Origin of the sequence: Halorubrum amylolyticum (assembly GCF_004114995.1) — an archaeon.
In the GTDB taxonomy this organism is placed as follows: Archaea; Halobacteriota; Halobacteria; order Halobacteriales; family Haloferacaceae; genus Halorubrum; species Halorubrum amylolyticum.
Map to the genome: position 1 here is coordinate 97,186 of NZ_SDJP01000003.1, position 20,017 is coordinate 117,202.

Here is a 20,017-nt window from a genome sequence, read left to right on the forward strand (position 1 = left end):
GTGAGCCGCGGCGCTCGCCGGTGAGCTCTGCGGCGAAAAAGGCGAGCCGGCTACCCGCCGAGGAAGTCCTGCCGCACGTCCTCGTCGCCGAGCAGCACCTCGCCGCGGTCGGTGTACCGGTTCTCGCCGTTGACGAGGACGTATCCGCGGTCGCAGCGCCGCAGCGCCTCCTTGGCGTTCTGCTCGACCATGAGTACCGCCGTGCCAGAGTCGTTGATCCGGTCGATCCGGTCGAACATGTCGTCGACGAGGTCGGGCGCGAGCCCCGCCGACGGCTCGTCGAGCAGCAGCAGGTCGGGGTCGAGCATGAGCGCCCGCCCCATCGCGACCATCTGCCGCTGGCCGCCGGAGAGCGTCCCGGCCTTCTGGTCTTTGCGCTCCCGGAGGATCGGGAAGCGGTCGTAGATAGCCTCGATCTGGTCTTCGGGGACTTCGTCAAGGATGTACGCGCCCATCTCCAAGTTCTCTCGCACGCTCAACCCCGGGAACACGTTGTCCGTCTGCGGGACGAACCCGATCCCCTCGCGGATGATCTGCTCGGGCGCGAGCCCGTGGATGGGCTCGCCCTCGAACTCGACGGTGCCGTCCATGTGCGTCGTGAGCCCGAACACGGTCTTCATCACGGTGGACTTGCCGGCGCCGTTGGGCCCGACGATGGTGACGTACTCCCCGTCGGCCACGTCGAGGTCGACATCGTCGAGGATCTGGAGGTCGCCGTACCCGGCGTCGAGGTCGCGGATCCGGAGGATCGCGTCGCCGTCGAGCGTGTGGGCCGTTCCCGCGTCGCCGTCGGCTGACTCCCCCTTCCCCTCCCCCTCCGCCGTCGCCGCGTCCGCCGCGGATTCGGCGCTCATACGTCCTCCCCCAGGTAGGCCTCGATGACCCGTTCGTCGTTCCGTATCTCGTCGCCGGTCCCCTCGGCGAGAACGCTGCCCTGGTGCATGACGATGACGTGTTCGCAGTTGTTCATGATGACGTCCATGTCGTGTTCGACGAGGAGGAAGGTGTAGCCGTCCTCGCGCAGCCGGTGGACGCGGTCGAGGAGCTTCTCCTCCAGCGTCGGGTTGACCCCCGCGAGCGGCTCGTCGAGCAGGACCACCTCCGGGTCGGTCATGAGCGCCCGCGCCATCTCCAGGAGCTTCCGCTGGCCCCCGGAGAGGTTGCCGGCGTGTTCGGTCGCGAGGTGGTCGATCTCGAAGAAGTCGAGCGTCTCCCAGGCACGCTCGCGGATCGACTCCTCCTGTTCGATCACCTCGCCGCGGAGTCCGGGCGTGACCGCCCGGATCGCCGACTCGCCGATCTGGCCCTTCGGCGCGAGCATCAGGTTCTCCAGCACGGTCATCTCCTCCAGTTCGCGGGCGATCTGGAAGGTGCGAACGAGCCCCTTCCGCGCCATCTGGTACGGCTTCAGCCCGGTAACGTCCTCGCCGTTGAAGTACACCGATCCCGCCGTCGGCTCGTGGACGCCGGTGATGCAGTTGAACGTGGTCGACTTGCCGGCGCCGTTGGGGCCGATCAGCCCGGTGAGCGACCCCTGTTCGACCTCGAAGGTGGCGCCGTCGACGGCGGTGACGCCGCCGAAGCGTTTGACGAGCCCCTCGACGCGGAGCGGCGGCGCCCCGGACGGCGTGTGCTTCGCCGCCTCCTCGACGGCGCTGTCGTTCGCCTCGGGCTCGTCGGTGACCGCGTCGGACGCGTCGACCTCGTCCGCCGCGTCCGCCGCGTCGGCGACGTCGGACGCGTCCGGAATGTCGCTACTCATCGGTCTCACCCCCGCTGGGCCGCTCGGAGAGATCGACGGCCGCGGCCGTCTCGATCCGGTCGCCGAGTATCCCGTCCGGGCGCCGGTGCATGATGAACACCAGGATGAGCCCGAGGAAGACGAACTGGAGCGGCGCGATGTTGTCGGTCGCGTACGCGAGGAACGCGGTCGGGTCGAACGTGGCGAGCGCGTCCCCGAACGATGGCGGCGTCTCGGCGTCGATGACGTCGCGCAGCGACGCCCCGACGCGACGCGGCCCCTCGAACAGCACCGTCGCGAAGACGATCCCGCCGAGGACGGCGCCGGTGTTCGATCCGGACCCGCCGATGATGACGGCGATGAAGACGTAGAACGTCAGGACGGGCATGAACTGCGGCGTCGGCGAGACGTTGCCCTGACTGCCGAACCAGAGAATCCCGGCGAGCCCCATCAGTGCGCAGCCGATGCCGAACACCTTCACCTTGATCAGGTCCACGTTCTTCCCGAGCGAGTCGGCGACCAGTTCGTCTTCCCGGATGGCCTTGAGCGTCCGGCCGAACGGCGACCGGCCGAGCCGTTCGAGCAGGGCGTAAAAGCCGATCACGAAGACGGCGAGCACGGCGATGTACCCCCAGTCGATGAGGATCGTGTTGGAGATCCCGAGCCCGCCCTCCCCGAGGACGCCGAAGACGAGGTCGCCGAGGGGCGTCGGCATCCCGGCCTGTCCGTCGACGAGGAACAGCCCGCGGATCGGATTCTGCGGCATCCCCATCCCGCGACCGCCGCCGGTGCCGACGCCGAGCGTCTCCCTGAGGAACGTGTCGAACGCGCTCGACTGGAGGAACAGCCGGATGATCTCCGAGATGCCGAGCGTGACGATCGCGAGGTAGTCGGCCTTGAGCCGGAGCGCCGGAAGCGCCGCCAGCAGGCCGACGACCGCGGCCACCAGCATGCCGGCGACGATGCCGACAGGGAGCGGGAGCCCGAACCCGGGCGGACCGAACGCCGGGTCGGGGGATCGGACGACGATCCCCATCGTGTAGACGCCGAGCGCCATGAACCCGGCGACGCCGATGTTGAACAGCCCGGCGTACCCCCACTGGAGGTTCAGCGCGAGCGCGGCGAGCGCGTAGACGAGTCCGAGGAACGTCAGGGTCCGCATCAGCCCGACGACGCTGTTGAGGCCGCTGGTGAAGGTGAGAAGGGTCGCGGCGAGGTACACGAGAAGCAGCGTTCCGAGCACGATCCCGAGGTCGCTGCGGCGCGCGGCGTCGATGAGGGCGGCGGTCGCGCTCTCCGGGGTCGGCCCCCCATCCGGCGCGTCCCCGTCGTCCGACGGTGACGAGGCGCCGGTCATGCGGTCGTCACACCTCCGAAGAGCCCCTCGGGGCGCAACAGGAGCATGGTGATCATCACGGCGAAGGCGGCGGCCTCGTTGAAGTCGGACGGAATCCAGACCGTCGAGGTGGTGAAGACGACCCCGATGACGAGCCCGCCGGCGATCGCGCCGTACACAGAGCCGATCCCGCCGAGGATCACGGCCGCGAAGATGAGGAGGAGGAGCAGCCAGCCGAAGTCGAACTGGATCGTTCCGCGGAGCAGCACGTAGAGGTACCCCGAGGCGCCCGCCAGCCCGCCGCCGATTATCCACGTGGCGGTGACGACGCGCTCGGCCGGGATGCCGGTGACGAGCGCGAGGTCCTTGTTGTCGGCCATCGCCCGCATCGCGGTCCCGAGCTTCGTGTGCTGGAGCATGAAGTGCATCGCCAGCATGAGCCCGATTGCGGCGACGACGATGGTCAGCTCGTGGGCGTTGACGGAGAGCCCGAGCGGGCCGAACGCCAGGTTCGAGGCGTCGATGCTCGCCGTGACGCCGCGCCGATCGGAGCCGTAGACGAACTGGATCACGTATCGGACGATCAGCGCGGCGCCGATCGACGCGATGAGGATCGAGATGCCGTCGCGGTCCCGCATCGGCTTGTAGAACGCGCGGTCGAGCGCCAGCGCGACGACGGCGGTGATCGCGAACGCCGCGAGCAGTCCGACCAGTATCGCGACGGGCGTCGAGAGGACGTGTGCCCCGATGTCGCCGGCGGTCGCGCCCCCGGCGTCCCGAACCGTCAACAGCGCCCGAACCGGGATCTCGCCGAAGCCGGCGATCAGGAACGCGACGCCCCAGCCGGTGAACGCCCCGGTGCTGAGCAGGTCGCCGTGCGAGAAGTTCGCGAACGAGAGGATGCTGTACGTCATCGAGAGCCCGATCCCGGCGAGCCCGATCACGAGTCCGATCACGATCCCGTTCCAGAGGTTCGAGCCGAGCCGATCGAACGAGACCGCCCCGCCGACGGGACCGATCGAGACCCCGAGGAGCTTCGCGACGAGGTCGACGAGCAGCAGGCCGCCGAGGACCGAAACGAGGAGAAGCCCCGGCCTAGCCCGCGCCGAGTCGACGATCGACGATTCAGTTGTACCCATGTGTGCGTCTCACTGACGCACGTTCGGACATGGAGAGGTAAATAACTCGCTGTTTCGACAAAAGTCGATACCTCGAAAACGCCTGACAGCTGTCGAAGCGCGGTGTATTCCGATCTGTCACTTCCGATCTGCCACTAGTCGCCGCCCGCGGCCCGCGCGTGTCGCCGGGCCTCCTCGGGGGCTCGCCCCTCCCGGAGCAGCGCCTCGACGAACAGCTCCCCGGCCTTGTACGACGATCGGACCATCGGCCCAGAGGCGCAGTAGAGGAAGTCGAACTCCGCCTCGGCGACCGCGCGCCACGTCTCGAAGGCGTCGGGGTGGACGTACTCGAACACGTCGAGGTGCGAGCGCGAGGGCTGGAGGTACTGCCCGAACGTGACCACGTCGACGCCCACCTCGCGGAGGTCGCCGAGGGTGCGGTACACCTCGTGGTCGTACTCGCCGACGCCGAGCATGAGGCTCGTCTTGGTGTAGATGTCCGACTCGCGGTCGACGCGGTCGAGTACCGCGAGCGACTGCTCGTAATTGGCCCGTCGGTCCCGAACCGGCCACTGGAGCCGCTCGACCGTCTCGACGTTGTGAGCGATCACGTCCGGTCCGGCGTCGACGATCCGGTCGATCGCATCGGGATCGCCCCGGAAGTCGGGAATGAGGGTCTCGACGAGGATCTCAGGGTCTCGCCGCTTGATCTCGCGGATCGTCTCCGCGAAGTGCGCCGACCCGCCGTCGGCGAGGTCGTCGCGGTCGACCGACGTGAGCACGACGTAGTCGAGTCCGATCTCGACGACCGCGTCCGCGACGTTCGCCGGCTCGTCCGGGTCCAGCGGCTCCATCCCGCCCGTCTCCACGTCACAGAAGTTACACCCGCGCGAGCAGCGGTCGCCCATCAGCATGAACGTCGCGGTACCGGGGCCGCCCTCGGCGGCGTCCGCCGCCTCGCCGTTCGGGGGCGCGTTCGCACCCCCCGACCAGCACTCGCCCATGTTGGGGCAGTTGGCCTCTTCACACACCGTGTGGAGGTCGCGCTCGCGAAGGCGCTCCTTGATCTCCGTGAACCGGGCGCCGGACGGCGGACGCGACTTCAGCCAGTCCGGCTTCCGACGGCCGCGTTGCATACCGGAGCTACGGCGGCCGGGCGCAAAAGCGTGCGGGTCCGATCGCCGGTCGACGCGCGGACGTCTCCACGCTCGCGGTCGGCGGACGCAGCCGAGTCGATGACTACGACGTGGTCGGCGGACTCAGTCGAGGTCGGCGACGCGGACCGACCCGACCACGTCGCCGTCGCCGATCAGTCGGACCGTCGCCGATCAGTCGGACCGTCGCCGATCAGTCGGACCGTCGCCGATCAGTCGGACCGTCGCCGATCAGTCGGACCGCGTCCTGTCCGGGGTGGAACACGGTGGGGGTTCTTCGAGGAGGGATATGAGCTTTCGGTCAGTTGCGAAGGAGATCGCCGCTCTCGACGACCGTCGCGAACTCGCCGTCGAGGTGCGCGAGCGCGACGCGGTGGGAGGTCTCCGGGTCGATCCGGTCGCCGCCGTGGACCGTTCGGGCGTGGGTCGCCGTGGCGTCGGCGACGAGACACGAACCGCGGAACGGTAACGCCCCGACACAGGTGCGATTAGTCACTTACGACCGCGAACCGCGAGGCGTCGCTCTCCTCGGTCGGGACCGTGAGCAGCGAGACGGTCACGGTGAGAAGCGCCGACAGCGCCATCAGCCCGAGCGCCACGTCCCAGCCGCCGGCGACGGTGCGGGGCAGCGTCGGCACGACGCCGACGACCGCGGACAGCACCACGGCGAGGTACGCGACCTGCGGCACGAACACGCCGACGATCATGCCGGTGCGCGTTGTCCGATCCCAGTAGAGCGCGCAGATCACCGGGAGCGCGAGCAGCGCGAACCCGGAGAAGGCGGTGTCGCCGACCTCGATCAGCGTCCCGGGACGGAAGAGGCTCGCGACGAACGCGGCGAGCGCGAACGCCGCGACGCCGATCCGGGCGATCCACGCCTCGCGGCGCTCGGAGGCGTCGGCGTTGACGAGGGGTCGGTACACGTCGCGGGTGAAGTACGACGACCCGGAGAGCAGCATCGAGTCCGAGGAGGACATCATCGCGGCTATGGCGCCCGCGATCACGAGCGCCGCGAACCACGCCGGCGTGTACTCGTTCAACACGACCGGGAGCACGTTGGCGCCCGCGGGCACCTCCACGGGCATCCCGACCGCCCACGCGCCCAGCATGAACGCGGGGAGGAAGAGGAGGAGGACTAACACGGGCCACAGCACGAACGACCGCTTCAGCGTCTCGCCCGACTTCGCGACGAAGAAGCGCTGGTTGATCTGCGGGAACATCGTCACGCCGAACGCGATGGTGATCGCGGTGGAAATGATGAAGCCGGGCGTGTAGGTCCCGCCGCCGAAGCCCCCGAACTCGGGTCGGGCATCGAGCATGGCGCCGGTGGCCGCGCCGACGCCGCCGACCGCCGAGACCACCCACGCGGCGGCGATCCAGACCACCGAGAGCATGAACAGCCCCTGTACCGTGTCGGTCCACGCCACGCCCCGCATCCCGGCGAGGACGACGTAGAGGATCATGAAGGCGGTGACCAGCGCCGCGCCGCCCCAGTAGGGGACCGCGCCGCCGGTGAGCCCCACGAGCGCCTCGCCCGCGCCCATCTGCTGGAGCATCACGTACGGGAACAGCCAGAGGAGGCTCACACCGGCGACGAGCGCGCGCAGGCCCACGGAGCCGAACCGGTCCCCGAGCATCTCCCCGAGCGTGACGTACCCGTGTCGGTCGCCGATCAGCCACTGCTTGTAGCCGATCGCGTACCACAGCACCGCGAACAGCACCCCGTCGAGGGTCCCCATCACGATCAGCCACTCCGGACCGGCGGCGAACGCGAGGTTCGGGCCACCGAAGAAGGTGAACGCCGAGAGCAGGGTCGCGAACGTGGTGAACAGCAGCACGACCGTCCCGATCGACCGGTTCGCGAGGTAGTAGTCCTCGGCGGTGGCTTCGGAGACGCGGTAGGCGACGAGCCCGACCGCGAGCGCGAACAGGAGGTAGCCGACGACGACCCCGAGCGACAGGCCGAGCGTCACGGCCGGTCACCCCCGGGCGTCGAACCGGATTCCGATTCCGGGCGGCGACCCATGCCGCGCTCCCACGCGCCGCTGCGGACGAACCGCGAGAACAGGACGGCACACAGCCCGAGCCACGCCACATGCCACCAGATCCACACCGGCAGCCCGGCGACGACCCGATCGACTCCCCACAGCGGCCACGGCACCGCGAAGGCGACGAGGACCGCGAACGTCGGTATCCACACGAAATCTCTCCGTGATCGACTCATGTGGAACGATGTTGGAATTCGGCGACTAAATAGTGTCGGTGTGGTTCGATTGTGACTACCGAAGAGAATTTTTCTTCAAACGGAGGCGACGCAGGCGCGTGCGATAACTATTTTCGCCGACGGCCACAACGACGCACGGGCGGCCGGCTCCGCCCGATCATCACCATTCACCCATCATGAAAGACACCGAAAAATACCTCATCCACGCCACCATCGCGGCCGACGGCGTCGTCGAGCGGAGCGACGTCGTCGGCGCGGTGTTCGGCCAGACCGAGGGGCTCCTCGGCGACGAGCTGGACCTGCGAGATCTCCAAGAGTCCTCGCGGGTCGGCCGGATCGACGTCGCCGTCGAGTCCGAGAACGGCCAGTCGTTCGGCGAGGTCACGGTCGCGTCGAGCCTCGACAAGGTCGAGACCGCGATCCTCGCCGCCGCGCTGGAGACGATCGACCGCATCGGCCCCTGCCACGCTTCCGTCGAGGTAACGAGCATCGAGGACGTGCGGGCGGCGAAGCGCCGCGAGGTCGTCGAGCGCGCCAAGGAACTCGTCGCCGGCGGCTTCGAGGAGACCAACCTCGCGAGCGACGACATCCTCGAAGAGGTCCGGGAGGCCGCCCGCGTCGAGGGGATCGTCGACTACGAGGGGCTCCCCGCCGGCCCCCGCGTCGGCGACTCCGACGCCGTCATCGTCGTCGAGGGGCGCGCGGACGTGCTGACGCTGCTCGACTGCGGCATCAAGAACGCGGTCGCCGTCGAGGGGACGAACGTCCCCGACGCGGTCGCGGACCTCACCGCCGGCCGCACCGTCACCGCGTTCCTCGACGGCGATCGCGGCGGCGAACTCATCCTCCGCGAGCTCGCGCAGGTGGGCGACGTGGACTACGTCGCGTTCGCGCCGCCCGGCGAGTCGGTCGAGGACCTCGACCGCAACGGCGTCTTCGAGGCGCTGCGCGGAAAGGTGCCGTACAGCAGCCTCGCCGACGAGCCGAACCTCCGCGAGGCGGCCGCGGACGACTCGGGGGACGCGCCCCTCGACGGCGACGGCACCGGCCTCCCCGGCGGGGCGTCCGAGCCCGCTGACGGGGACGGTTCCGAAACCGCGACCGAGGCCGATCAGCCCGGCGACGACGGCGACGCCGGCGTCGTCGCCGACGAGGCTCGCGGTGCGGCGGCGGGCGGACTCGTGGAGGCGGTCGAGGATGCGCCGTCGCCCGCGGCGATCGACACAGAGGAGGTCGGTGAGAGTCCCGAGGCCGACAGCGACGATACCGCCGAGGCCGACGACACCGCCGAGGGCGGCTTCGACGATTCCGAGTCCGCCGACGCGGACACGGCGGATACGGAGCCCGACGCCGAGACGGAGCGCGAGGACGGGAGGGCGGCCGACGCCCCCCTCGACGACGTGCCGCGTTCCATCGAGGAACACGTACAGGAGGTCGTCGACGCCGGCAGCGACCGCGCCCGGCTGCTCGGCGACGACCGCGGCGTCCTCGCGGAGGTCGACGCCGACGACGCCTTCAGTGCGGTCGAAAGCGCCGAGACCGCCCCGCACACGGTCGTCGTCGACGGGCTGATCGACCAGCGGCTTCTCGACATCGCCGCGCAGCGCGGGGTCAGCGAGCTGCTCGGCCGGGAGGTCGGCGAGTTCGTGAAACGGCCCGTTGGAACCCGGGTGCTCACGGTCGGCGACCTCCGCGCCGGGAGCTGAATCCGCGCTGGGCGTCTCGGGCGGACCGAGTTCCCTCGTAAAGTGCTGTGTCGGGATCCCACACATCAGACCGAACGCAGCATCAGCCGTTCGTTGGGGGCTGCGTACTGAACAAGAGTTATTGGTGGCTTATCTAATACTATTGTATGGCGGGTTCAGGTGAATCGGATAGACGCATTATCCTAAGTAGCGTAGCTATGGCCATCGCTGGAGGTGGTATGCTGGTACTGATTGCACAGGATGATAGTGGTATGTTGGCAGTTGTCGCTGCGGTCTGTTTCTGGGTGGTGGTGGTGATAGGGGGATTCCAGTTGGTTTCCCGGCACCTGCGGTCGTGAGCGGTATGCGCTTCGCCCTTTACCGACCGGAACCGGTTCGGACATGTCTCCCGTTGAGGGGTTCAACAAACCCCTCTTAAACCAACCCGACCACCCCCAGCACCGCGAACAGCGCGTCACCGAAGGTCAGCGAGACGATCAGCCCGACTGCCATCGGGACGACGAACGGCATCCCCGGGGACACCAGCACGCGGTCCTTCCGGGCGACGACCGCAAGTCCGCCGCGGAGTGTCTCGGCGTCGGTGCCGTACGCGCCGTGGTCGATCTCCTCCAAGAACCGCTCGGCGGCCCACGGGCCGTCGGGATGGTCGGCACCGGAGCGGTCGGCGTCTCCTTCGCCGCCGCCCCCGGTCACGACCCCCCCGTCCGTCCGCGGTCCGACGTGGGTTCCGCCGTCGGTCGGGTCGTGCGTCTCGCCGACGCTGTCGGGGTCGCGGAGGCGGTCCGGGTTCGCGCGCAGGTCCGCGAGGGTCAGCCCGCGCCAGCGCAGGTACATCCGGAGCGCGTCCAGATCGAGGCCGTTCCGGGTCGTCCCCGCGTCGTCCTCGAACAGGCGCCCGTGGCGGTCCGGCAGCGAGTCGGTCGCCACCGGCCGCGCGAGGAACATCGTCGCCGAGCGCTCCCCGCGGACGAGGTTGATCCCGGCGAGCGCGAGCGGGTACGCGAGCGCGAGCAGGACCGTGTTCGTGAGCACCGTCAGCGAGAACACGCCGATCTGGGTCTCGACGAGCGGGAGTTCCGCTCCGGCGACGGCGTACTCCGGGAAGGTGGGAAAGAGGACCGCGATCGCGATCAGCGCCTTCGCGTCGGCGCCGCCGAACGCGCCGAGGTACCAGAACGCGTAGCCCAGCGGGGCGACGAACAGCAGGCTGATCGCGGCCTGAACGAGGAACAGCCGCCCGTCGAGCCCCGCGAGGGGCCACAGCCGGGCGGTCTCCCAGATCAAAAGCAGCGCTCCGAACGCGTACAGCGGCGGCCACAGCCGGTTCGGGAGGCGTCGAGTCCGGACGTCCCGCAGGGCCGCCCACGCGAAGACGGGGACGACGAACAGGCGGAGGGCGTCCGGCAGCGTCGCGAACATGTCACCACGGGCGGCGCGGGCGTAATTAGGCGTTCGGGTTCGCGTATCGCGATCGGTAGCGCGGGACCCTACAAACCTTTTTGACATGTGAAGTACCATTCCCGGTATGCGAAACGACGGGATCGCTCGGGGGCTCCTCTCCGATCGCGGTTCCCCTCCACTGGTCGCTGCCGTCGGTGCGCTCTACCTCCTCGTCACGCTGGGAGAGCGGGCACTCTCCGGAGTCGTGTCGGTTCCGGCGTTCTCGGTCGTCGAATTGACCGCTGCGCTCCCGGTTCCGGTGCTGTTGGCGGTCGGGCCTGCGGCGCTGTGGGGGATTCCACTCGGGTGCGTGCTGAGCGATGCGGCGACGGGTTCGCTCGGACCGGGAACCCTCGTCGGCGCGGGTGCACACCTGTATTTGGGCTACGCAACGTGCACACTCCTCCGGGGGTTCGACGCCGACGCTCCTCGCGTCTCCGTCTCGTCCGTCCGCGAGCGAATCGGTCTCGGTCGATTCGTTCTCGTCGTCGCCCTCGCGGCGGCCGGCGCGGCGGCCATCTCCGGATGGGGCGGCGAGCTCGTCCACCGAACGCCGTTCTTCGTCGCCGCGCCCGCGGCGTTCGCCGAGTTCGTCCTCCTGAGCGCCCCGTTCGCGCTCCCGCTGGCCGGGCTGTTCGGGCGGGCCGGGTCCGCCGGCGCGTCGGCGCTCGGTGTCACAGCCACCCCGCGACGGCGATTCGACCGACAGCCCGACCGCCGCCGAGTCGCCGCCGTAACGGTCGGATGGGTCGTCGTCGGGACGGTGGCGAGCGTCGGCTACCGGACGTTCGAGAAGATCCCCGCGGGTCCGTTCACGAGCCGCGACCTAGAGTTCGTCCTGCTGTTGCGACAGCCGACGCTGTTCGGCCCCGGCGCGGGTCGGCTGCAGGTGCTTTTGGGCGCGGTGCTCCTGTCGGTGCTCGTGATACTCTTGGTCTGGCCGTCGGAGCGATCGGAGGTCCCCGCCCGATGAGACTGACCAGACGGCGAGCCCTCCTCGGTCTGGTCGGCGCGAGTTCCGTGAGCGGTCTCGGCGTCTACAAGCTGCTCGACCGGACGACGAGCGACGGCCCGCTCTCCGACGCCGGAATGGACGGCCTGCTCACCGTCGCCGATATCGTCCACCCGGCGGCTCCCGAAGACGTCGAACACGTGATTTCGGCCTACGTCGTCAGACTGAACCAGAGCCGGATTCGCGGGCTCGTCACGGCCCTGTCCGAGCTCGACAGCCGCTCGCGCCGCCACTTCGGTGCGTCGTTCGGCGCGCTCTCCCGCGCGCAGGGCGAACGTCTGCTGGCGGCGCTCGGGGTGAACCGAGTTCAGTCGAGACCGGAGGGGACGCTGGCCGAACGCGTCCGCTATCACCTCGTCAACTCCGTCCTGTACGCGCTTTTGACCCGCCCCGCCGGGACCGAACCGTTCGGTATCGGCAACCCGGTCGGCTTCCCCGGCGGGTTCGCTTCCCACACGGGGGAACCATGAGCGCGGACGACGGACGACCGACTCAGGTCGATCGCTCTCCGTCGCCGCGGGCGGACGTCTGCGTCGTGGGTGCCGGCGTCGCCGGCGGACTCCTCGCGCACTCGCTGGCGACGGCGGGACTCGACGTGGTCGTCCTCGAAGCGGGACCCCGGTTCGAGTTCGATTCGCGAATCGATCGAATGGAGCGTGCGCTCCGTCCCGACAGCGCACGGTCCGTCTGGGACATGGGCGGCGAACGCGACGCGTTCACCTCTTCGGGGCCGAAGGACTACGACCTCAATCACAGGCGCGTCAAGGGCGTCGGCGGTACGACGCTCCACTGGGCGGGGTACACCCCGCGCCTCCACGAGAAGGACTTCGCGATGCGCTCGCGGTACGGCCTCGCGAGCGACTGGCCCCTCGGGTACGACGACCTGCGCCCGTACTTCGCCGCGGCGGAGACGGAACTGGGCGTCGCGGGCGGCGACGACAACCCGTTCTCCCCGCCGCGTGAACTGGACCATCCGCTCCCGCCGTTCCCCACGGGACCGGCCGACTCGCGCTACGTCGAAGCGTGTTCGAACCTCGGGATAACGCTACACTCGGCTCCGCAGGCCCGGAACTCCGAGGCGTACGACGGCCGCAGTCCGTGCATTGGCTACAGCACCTGCATCCCGGTCTGTCCCTCGGGCGCGAAGTACAGCGGCGACGTGCACGTCCGGAAGGCGGAGGAGGCCGGCGCGCGCGTCGTCGACCGCGCACCCGTTCAATCGCTTAAACACGACGACGCGGGGGAGACCGTCGAAGCCGCGGTATACAACACGCCCGACGCGATGGAACTCCGTCAGGAGGCCCGGTACTTCGTGCTAGCGGGTGGCGGGGTAGAGATCCCGCGCCTTCTCCTGTCCTCGACTTCGGAGGCGTACCCCGACGGACTGGCGAATTCCAGCGGTCTGGTGGGCAGTTACTTCATGGAACATCCCATCGCAAGCGTCCGGGGGACGATACCGAAGCCCGACGGTCAGGAACCCATCTTCTGGTGGCCGCTCGAATCTCACCAGTTCTACGACCACGAGGAAACGACGCCCGGAAGCATCAAACTGGAGTTCAAGCAGGGGAGTCAGACCGAGCCAACCGACGTGCTCAGCGGGTTCGACAGCCTCGCCGGAAACATCGCCGATCCGCTCGCAGGCGATGACTTGTCGGTCAAGGGCGGTCCCGAGTGGGACGGCTGGCGGCTGACGATAAGCGCGCTCGTCGAGATGCTCCCGCGAGAGCGCAACCGCGTGGCGCTGGACGAAAGCCAGACGGACGACCACGGCAACCCCGTCCCGGATGTGGCGCTGGACGTCGGAAAGAGAGAGGTCGAAACGCTGGAACGCGCCATCGACATCGGCACGCGCATCCTCGAATCGATGGGCGCGACGGACATCGAGACGACTGATCCCGAGAATCCCGGCTACGCGTCGCACCACATGGGAACCACACGGATGGGCGAGGACCCGACCGAGAGCGTGGTGAACCCGCAGTTGCGGACGCACGATCTCGACAATCTGTTCATTTCCTCGTCGAGCGTCTTCGTCACGGCGGGGGCGATGAACCCGACACTGACCATCGCGGCGCTGTCGCTACGGCTCGCGGAGCACATCGGCGGGCTGGACTGAGGCCGGTTTTCATCGCTGTTCGACAGTCAGACGAGATCAGATTCGGCAGTCAAACTCAGGTGATAACCGGCCCAACGATATCTGTCGCCAAAAGAATCGCGCGCGCCGGCCACTCGACGGCGAACCGCCGGCGCTTTGTGGGCTCACGCCCGACCGGCAGGTCATGCGACGCCGCGTCGGAACCAGTCTGTACGCCGGGCTCCTCTTCACCGTCCTCGGCGCGATCGCGTGGGGGACCGGCCAGCCGTTCGTCTTCCCGAGCCTCGGGCCGTCGGCGTTCCTGCTCGCGTTCGACCGCCGGAGCGAGCGTGAGCGGGCCACCCGGATCGTCGGGAGCCACCTCATCGGCGGCGTCGCCGGGCTCGCGGCGTGGTGGCTGATCGCGGCCGGGGCGAGCCTCACCGCGACCCCGCCCGCGTTCTCGCCGGCGGGATTCCGGCTCGCGGCGAGCGCGACCGTCTCGCTGGTGGCGACGAGCTGGGCGATGATCGCGACCGACTCCGTCCACGCGCCCGCCTGCGCGACGACGCTCATCGTGTCGCTCGGTCTCCTGTCGACCCCGACGGAAGTGGTGATCATCGTCGCGAGCGTGACCGTTCTCGTGGGGTTTCACGCCGGCATTATCCGGATTTTCAAGCGGATCGTGGGCGACGCACATCCTCTCTACCGGGCCGAAGGGCGCTGACGGTCGTCTCAGCCGTCCGCGCGCTCAGCCGTCCGGGCGATCCGCCCGCCTGTCGAAGACCGAGAGCACCGGCTCGGGGCCCGTCAGCCTCGGGACCCGGTACTCGTCGTCGCGGAGTTCGATCACGACGGTCTCGGTCCCGAGCCGCCGGTCGAGCCGCCCGCGCGTCACTCGCAGGTCGGTCTCGTCCCACGGTTCGACGCGCCACAGCGCCACGCCGAACAGGCGGTCGCGGGCGATGAGCGCGTCGTCGCCGGCGCGGTACGAGACGAGCCCGTACCGGAGTTCGTGGTCGAGCGCGCCGAGCGTCAGCGGGACCGCGACCGCGACCGCGGCGAGGGCGGCCGCGGTCGGGAAGTCGCCGCCGATCGCGAACAGCGCGGCGACGACCGCCGGGACCGCGGCGAGGTACCACAGCCCCGGGTGGCCGAGCGGCGTCGTCAGCGCCCCCGCAAGCCGCGCGCGGCCGGACTGCCGAACCGTCCGCACCGGGGACCCCACAGAGCTGTCGACCGGCTCCCTCGCGGGCGGGCCGTACGAGAACCCCAGATCGAGCGACGACGACTCGTCGAACGCCGCGAGCCGGTCGCCGTACAGCCCCGTGAGGTCGAACGCGGCCTTCACCGCGACGATCCCGAGCAGGAGCGGGAGGCCGACCGCGGCGGGGTCGAGCGCGGCGATCGGCGCGTCCTCCTCCAGCGTTGCCGCGCCGACGAGCATCACCGTGAACACCGCGCCGAGGAATATCGCCGCGCCGCGCGCGAACACGCCCCGTATCGCCGTCTGCGCGCTGTGGTCGCGGTACTCGCCGCGGCCGAAGTACTCGACGAGCGTCGTCGCCGCCTCGCCGGCGAAGACGGCGAGGATCGCGAGCGTCAGGGTGTCGAGCGCGGCCGGCGACAGCCCGCCGTCGGCGACGACGCCGACGGTGAGTCCGCCGACGAACAGCCAGACGACCGCGAGGATCGGCGCGGCGATCGGGAGCACGAGCAGCGAGGAGAGTCGGATCTGGAGGTCGGTCCGGGGGATCGACAGCCCGATCCGTCGCTGCGCGAGCGGGCCGGCGATCAGCGCGTCGCGCTCGATCTCGGACGGGCGGCCGGCGAACAGCGCGCGGACGACCGCCCAGAGGGAGGCGATCCCGAGTTCGAACCAGTAGAGCGCCATCAGCGCGGCCGCGTTCCAGCCGAGGGCGGCGACGCCGACGAGCGGGAGCAGGTTGGCGATCGCGACCGAGAGCGCGCGCGGGCGGCGACCGCGGCCGAGCGCTCGCAGCAGAGAGGAGAGGCGGAGAGAGGGCATCCGTCGGTCGTTCCGCGTCCCCGCACATAAGGAGTCGGGAGCGCTCGGCGCGGGGGTCAGGAGCGCTCGGCGCGGGGGGTGCGACCGCCCCCGCCGCCGGTCCGGGGGCCGACCGACTCAGCTCGCCGGCCCGGCGTCGCGGTGGAGGTACAGGTACGCGAGCACCGGAACGATCGTGAACACGAGCGTCGAGAGCCCCCAGACGACCGCGTAGCGGCTTCCGCGTGCCTTCGCGTCGCGGTAGATCCACACCGCGGCGGCGACGACGACGCCGTAGATCACGAGCGTGAGCGGGAGCGACCACGGGAGTGCGACGCCGAAGAGGCTCATGGCTCCCCGCCGGTGAGGTCGGCGGCCATCACGAAGTCGGGCTCGGCGGCGACCGGGACGCGGTTCGCGCCCGTGTCGCTCACATGGCCGACCGTCTCGGGGATCAGCACGCGGGCGGCGTCGGCGTCGACCGCGGCGGCGTCGACAGCGATCGCCTCGTACAGCGCACCGGCCGCGTCGACGTCGCGCCACGCAGCGACGCCGTAGATCGCGGTCCGGGTCGTTTCTCCGGCTTCCTCGCGCTCCGTCACGCGGGTCCGGACCGCGAACCCGGCGAGCGCGTCCGCGCCGGCGACCGCGAGCAGTCGGTTCTCGTCGGCGGCGTTTCGGAGTCGATCGCGCGTGAGCGCCGAGCACGCCCACGACTCGGCGGGGTCGAGCGCGAGCCCGCGGAGGTGGTCGCGGGCGTCGCTGTCAATCCAGAACGCCCACGCGGCGTTCGGGTCGGGGCCGTCGAGCGCGTCGAAGTCGGTCGCCTCCGACCCGGACGCGTCCGGGTTGGGCGCCGGCTCCGCGAACCGGAACTCCATCGCGGGCTCGAAACCGACCGCCCGCGACTGCCCGAGCCCCATGATGTTCCACGAGAACACCATGTTGCGGCACACCCGCGCGCCGCGGTCGCGGGCCCAGCCGAGCGCGGCCTCCGAGAGGGCGGTCCCGACGCCGAGCCCGCGGGCCGCGGGGTCGACGCGGATCCCCTGCCCCCACGCCTCCCACTCGGAGAGCAGAACGCCTTGGATGCAGCCGACGACCGCTTCTCGGTCGCCCGCTGCGACCGCGCCCGCGCCGTCCCCCTCGACGAGGGTGTCGCCCGGATCGCGGTCGTCGTCCTCCCCGATCGCGTCGCGCTCGGCGACCGCGTCCGGCGGCAGCGTCGCGACGAAGGTGCCGCTGTCGGGGTCGTCGGACGCGGCCCACTCGGGGAAGACGCGCGGGATGTAGTCCTCGTGGCGCTCGCCCCACGTGTCCCACGCGAACGCGGCGACCGCGTCGGCGTCGGCGGGGCGGGCCTCGCGGACGACGGGGGTCGGAACCGAGCCGGAGGCCGGCACCGACTCCTCCTCCGAGCCCGTCATCGCCAGGGTCGGGACTCCTCGGTCAGCTCGCCGGCGAGGTCGCGGCCCATCGCCTCGGCGGGGTCGGAGCGGTTCGCGAGCGCCCACATCAGCTTCACCTTCGCGGTGCCGGGGAGGGTGTCGCCCGCCTCGACGACGCCGGCGTTGAGCAGGTCGCGGCCGGTGTCGTACACGCGGTCGCAGACGCGGCCCGCGAGACACTGGCTCGTCATCGCGACGACGGTCCCGCTCTCGACCAGCTCCTCGATCCGCGGGATGAGGTCGGTGTGGACGTGGCCGAGCCCGGTCCCCTCGATCACGACGCCGTCCTTGTCGTCGAGGTAGTCCCACGCGGCCGGGTCCATGCCGGGCGTGAACTTCACCAGCTCCACGTCGCCGTCGAGATCGGTTGCGGTCGCGATGTCGGCGCCGTCCTCGCCCGCGCCGCCCTCGCCCGCGCCGCCCTCGCCCGCGTCGTCCCCCCGCGGGAGCGGATCGCGGGCCCATTCGATGGCTGCGTCCGCGGCGTCGCCGTCGGCGCCCGCCTCGGCCGCGATCTCGTAGTCGATGCGACCGAGCGGTTCGGCGCCGACCGTCTCGAAGGCGTCGCGGCGGGAGGTGTGGTTCTTCCGGACGCGGGTGCCGCGGTGGAGCGCGCAGGCGTCGTCGGAGGGGCTCGCGTGCATGCAGACGAGCGTCTCGGCGTGGTCGGCCTTCGCGGCCTCGACCGCGCACACCGCGTTCATCACGTTGTCGGAGGAGGGCCGATCCGCCGAGCGCTGGCTTCCGGTGAACACGATCGGGACCGGCGAGTCGAGCATGAAGGAGAGCGCGGAGGCGGAGTACTGCATCGTGTCGGTGCCGTGCATCACGACGACGCCGTCGGCGCCCGCGTCGATCTCCTCGCGGACGGCCTCGGCGAGCTCCCGCCAGATCGGCGGCTCCATGTTCTCCGAGAGGATGTTGGCGACGACGCGCCCGCGGTAATTCGCCCGCCCCGCGAGGTCGGGGACCGCCCGGAGCACGTCCTCGGCGTCGAACTGGGCGGTGACCGCGCCGGTCCGGTAGTCGACGGTGGAGGCGATGGTCCCACCGGTGGAGATGAGCGAGATCGTCGGGAGGTCCCCGTCGAAGGTGATCTCGGAGGCCTCGTCGCCGCCGGCGTCCGCGCCCTCGTCGATGTCGCGGGCGCCGGATTCGAGCAGTTCCACGTCGGCGGCGGCGCGGTCGATGCCGACGTTGTACCCTCCGTCGAGCTTGACGACGAGGTGGTCGCGAGTCGTCGAGGGGAGCAGTACGCCCTCATTCGTGACGTCCCCGCGGTCGACGCGGACGCGATCTCCCGGTTGCATACCACCGGGTTCCCCTCCGGCGGACTTGAATCCAACCGTTCGGCGGTCCGGAGCGAACCCAGTCCCGAACGGCACCCAGTACGTCTTTTACCTGCGCCCCCGACCTTGAGCGCATGAACCGCGACGAGTTCGCCGCCAGCATCGACCACACCGTGCTCGGCCCGGAGACGACGTGGGGCGACGTCGAGACCGTCCTCGACGAGGCCGCCCACCACGGGATGAACGCCTGTATCCCGCCCTGTTACCTCCCCGAGGCGGCCGACCACGGGGACGCGCCGGAGACGATCGCGACCGTTGAGACGATCGCGACCGTGGTCGGGTTCCCGCACGGCCAGCACGCGCCCGGGACGAAACGCGACGAGGCGGTCGCCGCGTGGGACGCCGGCGCCGACGAGATCGACCTCGTGATCAACGTCGGCCGGCTGAAGGCGGGCGAGGACGACGCCGTCGCCGCCGAGATCTCGGACGTTGTCGCCGCGGTGCCGGTCCCGGTGAAGGTGATCATCGAGACCGCCGTCCTGACCGACTCCGAGAAGCGCCGCGCCTGCGCGGCCGCCGTCGACGCCGACGCCGACATGGTGAAGACCTCCACGGGGTTCGCCGACGGCGGCGCCACCGTCCCCGACGTGGAGCTGATGAGCGAGTACCTCCCGGTGAAGGCCTCCGGCGGCGTCGGCTCCTACGAGGAGGCGATGGAGATGCTCGACGCCGGTGCGGTGCGGATCGGCGCCTCCTCCGGCGTCGCCATCGCCGAGGGCCACCCCGGGAGCGAGGACGGAGACGGAGACTGACGCCGGGCCGCCGGCAGGCCCTGCCAGTCATGTTCTCTCGCCGTGGGAACGCCGTCTCACGCATTTATGTTTCGAACCCCTACGGCGGTGTATGAGCCATTCGACCGGACCCGGATCGCGCGGACTGGACCTCGACGCGGCGTTCAAGGCGTTCGGCGCGGTGGGCATCCTCATCTCCGTCGCGCTCATCGTCGGCGTGCTCGCGCTGACCGACCCGTTCGGCGAGTTCGTCAGGGCATCGCCGGCGGTGCTCGGGAGCCTGCTGTCGGCGGGGTTGCTCGTCGCCGTCGGCTACGCGACGTACGCGCTGCGGCGTCGCTGACGGGGTCGCTCGACGGGCGATCCGAATGCTGCCGTTCCCGCGGGACCGATCGGGACGAGGTCCGACGCGAAGCACCGCGACGGGGACCGCCCCGACCGTCGAGCCCGAGAGATATAACCCGGCGGCGCTCGGAGCGGTTCCCATGAGCGACGAGCCGATCGAGGCCGCGGTCGAACGCTTTCTCGAGGAGACCGAGTCCACGCTGGACAGCTACGACGAGGGGTATGCGGACGCCGACGCGACGCTCTCGGTGATCCGGACGCACATCGACGAACTGGCCGCCGCCGTCGACGACGAAGGGCCGGAGTAGGCGACCGCCGCCGACCCGCCGTCGTT

20 protein-coding genes and 1 pseudogene are annotated in these 20,017 nt (G+C 70.2%); 8 read left to right on the forward strand and 13 right to left on the reverse strand.

The features are described 5' to 3' along the window. Positions 1 to 50 precede the first annotated feature (50 nt). From ESO89_RS04420 to ESO89_RS04455, 8 genes and pseudogenes are all read right to left on the reverse strand, one after another. Positions 51 to 854 (reverse strand): ABC transporter ATP-binding protein, encoded by an 804-nt coding sequence (locus ESO89_RS04420; protein WP_241686102.1) that lies wholly within the window; start codon positions 852 to 854, stop codon positions 51 to 53. Then, positions 851 to 1,762 carry an ABC transporter ATP-binding protein gene (locus ESO89_RS04425; protein ID WP_128904469.1) on the reverse strand — a complete coding sequence of 304 codons (912 nt, stop codon included), beginning with the start codon at positions 1,760 to 1,762 and terminating at the stop codon, positions 851 to 853. The genes ESO89_RS04420 and ESO89_RS04425 overlap by 4 nt, the downstream gene beginning before the upstream one ends. Then, positions 1,755 to 3,098, reverse strand: a complete 1,344-nt coding sequence (locus ESO89_RS04430) for a branched-chain amino acid ABC transporter permease (protein WP_128904470.1) — start codon at positions 3,096 to 3,098, stop codon at positions 1,755 to 1,757. Before ESO89_RS04430 ends, ESO89_RS04425 begins: the two co-directional genes overlap by 8 nt. Further along, positions 3,095 to 4,216 (reverse strand): branched-chain amino acid ABC transporter permease, encoded by a 1,122-nt coding sequence (locus ESO89_RS04435; protein WP_128904471.1) that lies wholly within the window; start codon positions 4,214 to 4,216, stop codon positions 3,095 to 3,097. The genes ESO89_RS04430 and ESO89_RS04435 overlap by 4 nt, the downstream gene beginning before the upstream one ends. Before the next feature lie 134 nt (positions 4,217 to 4,350). Further along, a complete protein-coding gene (gene lipA / locus ESO89_RS04440; RefSeq protein WP_128904472.1) occupies positions 4,351 to 5,331 on the reverse strand; it encodes a lipoyl synthase in 981 nt (326 codons plus the stop codon). 319 nt (positions 5,332 to 5,650) lie between these two features. Beyond that, positions 5,651 to 5,797: pseudogene (locus ESO89_RS04445) on the reverse strand (cysteine hydrolase); the annotation flags it as partial. A 40-nt stretch (positions 5,798 to 5,837) separates the two neighbouring features. Further along, positions 5,838 to 7,322 (reverse strand): sodium:solute symporter family protein, encoded by a 1,485-nt coding sequence (locus ESO89_RS04450; protein ID WP_128904473.1) that lies wholly within the window; start codon positions 7,320 to 7,322, stop codon positions 5,838 to 5,840. Beyond that, entirely contained in the window at positions 7,319 to 7,573 is a 255-nt protein-coding gene (locus ESO89_RS04455) for a DUF3311 domain-containing protein (RefSeq protein WP_128904474.1), read from the reverse strand. The genes ESO89_RS04450 and ESO89_RS04455 overlap by 4 nt, the downstream gene beginning before the upstream one ends. A 176-nt stretch (positions 7,574 to 7,749) precedes the next feature. Here ESO89_RS04455 and dnaG point away from each other — a divergent pair, with 176 nt between their 5' ends. Next, positions 7,750 to 9,279, forward strand: a complete 1,530-nt coding sequence (gene dnaG / locus ESO89_RS04460) for a DNA primase DnaG (RefSeq protein ID WP_128904475.1) — start codon at positions 7,750 to 7,752, stop codon at positions 9,277 to 9,279. A 414-nt stretch (positions 9,280 to 9,693) separates the two neighbouring features. Here dnaG and ESO89_RS04465 read toward each other — a convergent pair whose 3' ends face one another. Next, a complete protein-coding gene (locus tag ESO89_RS04465; protein WP_128904476.1) occupies positions 9,694 to 10,698 on the reverse strand; it encodes an A24 family peptidase in 1,005 nt (334 codons plus the stop codon). A 106-nt stretch (positions 10,699 to 10,804) separates the two neighbouring features. On the opposite strand from ESO89_RS04465, the gene ESO89_RS04470 reads away from it, so the two are divergent. The 4 genes from ESO89_RS04470 to ESO89_RS04485 all read left to right on the forward strand — a co-directional run bounded on the left by ESO89_RS04470 (position 10,805) and on the right by ESO89_RS04485 (position 14,529). Next, positions 10,805 to 11,692, forward strand: coding sequence for a hypothetical protein (locus ESO89_RS04470; protein ID WP_128904477.1), 888 nt, complete (start codon positions 10,805 to 10,807; stop codon positions 11,690 to 11,692). Beyond that, complete coding sequence (locus tag ESO89_RS04475; protein ID WP_128904478.1) at positions 11,689 to 12,201, forward strand: hypothetical protein; 513 nt, start codon at positions 11,689 to 11,691, stop codon at positions 12,199 to 12,201. The genes ESO89_RS04470 and ESO89_RS04475 overlap by 4 nt, the downstream gene beginning before the upstream one ends. Continuing rightward, positions 12,198 to 13,844: a GMC family oxidoreductase gene (locus ESO89_RS04480; RefSeq protein WP_128904479.1), complete on the forward strand. Its 1,647-nt coding sequence runs from the start codon at positions 12,198 to 12,200 to the stop codon at positions 13,842 to 13,844. Before ESO89_RS04475 ends, ESO89_RS04480 begins: the two co-directional genes overlap by 4 nt. Positions 13,845 to 14,007: 163 nt before the next feature. Beyond that, complete coding sequence (locus ESO89_RS04485) at positions 14,008 to 14,529, forward strand: HPP family protein (RefSeq protein WP_128904480.1); 522 nt, start codon at positions 14,008 to 14,010, stop codon at positions 14,527 to 14,529. A gap of 24 nt (positions 14,530 to 14,553) precedes the next feature. Here the strand turns inward: ESO89_RS04485 and ESO89_RS04490 are convergent, their stop codons facing one another. The 4 genes from ESO89_RS04490 to gatD all read right to left on the reverse strand — a co-directional run bounded on the left by ESO89_RS04490 (position 14,554) and on the right by gatD (position 18,568). Next, the gene (locus ESO89_RS04490) at positions 14,554 to 15,831 is read right to left on the reverse strand and encodes a DUF6498-containing protein (protein ID WP_128904481.1); all 1,278 of its coding nucleotides are present in this window, start codon (positions 15,829 to 15,831) and stop codon (positions 14,554 to 14,556) included. A gap of 117 nt (positions 15,832 to 15,948) precedes the next feature. Then, complete coding sequence (locus ESO89_RS04495; protein ID WP_128904482.1) at positions 15,949 to 16,161, reverse strand: hypothetical protein; 213 nt, start codon at positions 16,159 to 16,161, stop codon at positions 15,949 to 15,951. Continuing rightward, positions 16,158 to 17,237 (reverse strand): GNAT family N-acetyltransferase, encoded by a 1,080-nt coding sequence (locus ESO89_RS04500; RefSeq protein WP_128904483.1) that lies wholly within the window; start codon positions 17,235 to 17,237, stop codon positions 16,158 to 16,160. Before ESO89_RS04500 ends, ESO89_RS04495 begins: the two co-directional genes overlap by 4 nt. Then, a complete protein-coding gene (gene gatD / locus ESO89_RS04505) occupies positions 17,234 to 18,568 on the reverse strand; it encodes a Glu-tRNA(Gln) amidotransferase subunit GatD (protein WP_128904484.1) in 1,335 nt (444 codons plus the stop codon). Before gatD ends, ESO89_RS04500 begins: the two co-directional genes overlap by 4 nt. A 113-nt stretch (positions 18,569 to 18,681) precedes the next feature. Between gatD and deoC the strand changes: the two genes are divergently transcribed. The 3 genes from deoC (at position 18,682) to ESO89_RS18415 (ending at position 19,991) form a co-directional block, all read left to right on the forward strand. Further along, complete coding sequence (gene deoC, locus ESO89_RS04510; RefSeq protein ID WP_128904485.1) at positions 18,682 to 19,359, forward strand: deoxyribose-phosphate aldolase; 678 nt, start codon at positions 18,682 to 18,684, stop codon at positions 19,357 to 19,359. 91 nt (positions 19,360 to 19,450) lie between these two features. Beyond that, the gene (locus ESO89_RS04515; protein ID WP_128904486.1) at positions 19,451 to 19,681 is read left to right on the forward strand and encodes a hypothetical protein; all 231 of its coding nucleotides are present in this window, start codon (positions 19,451 to 19,453) and stop codon (positions 19,679 to 19,681) included. A 142-nt stretch (positions 19,682 to 19,823) separates the two neighbouring features. Then, positions 19,824 to 19,991 carry a hypothetical protein gene (locus ESO89_RS18415; protein ID WP_164932740.1) on the forward strand — a complete coding sequence of 56 codons (168 nt, stop codon included), beginning with the start codon at positions 19,824 to 19,826 and terminating at the stop codon, positions 19,989 to 19,991. The last annotated feature ends 26 nt before the right edge of the window (positions 19,992 to 20,017 follow it).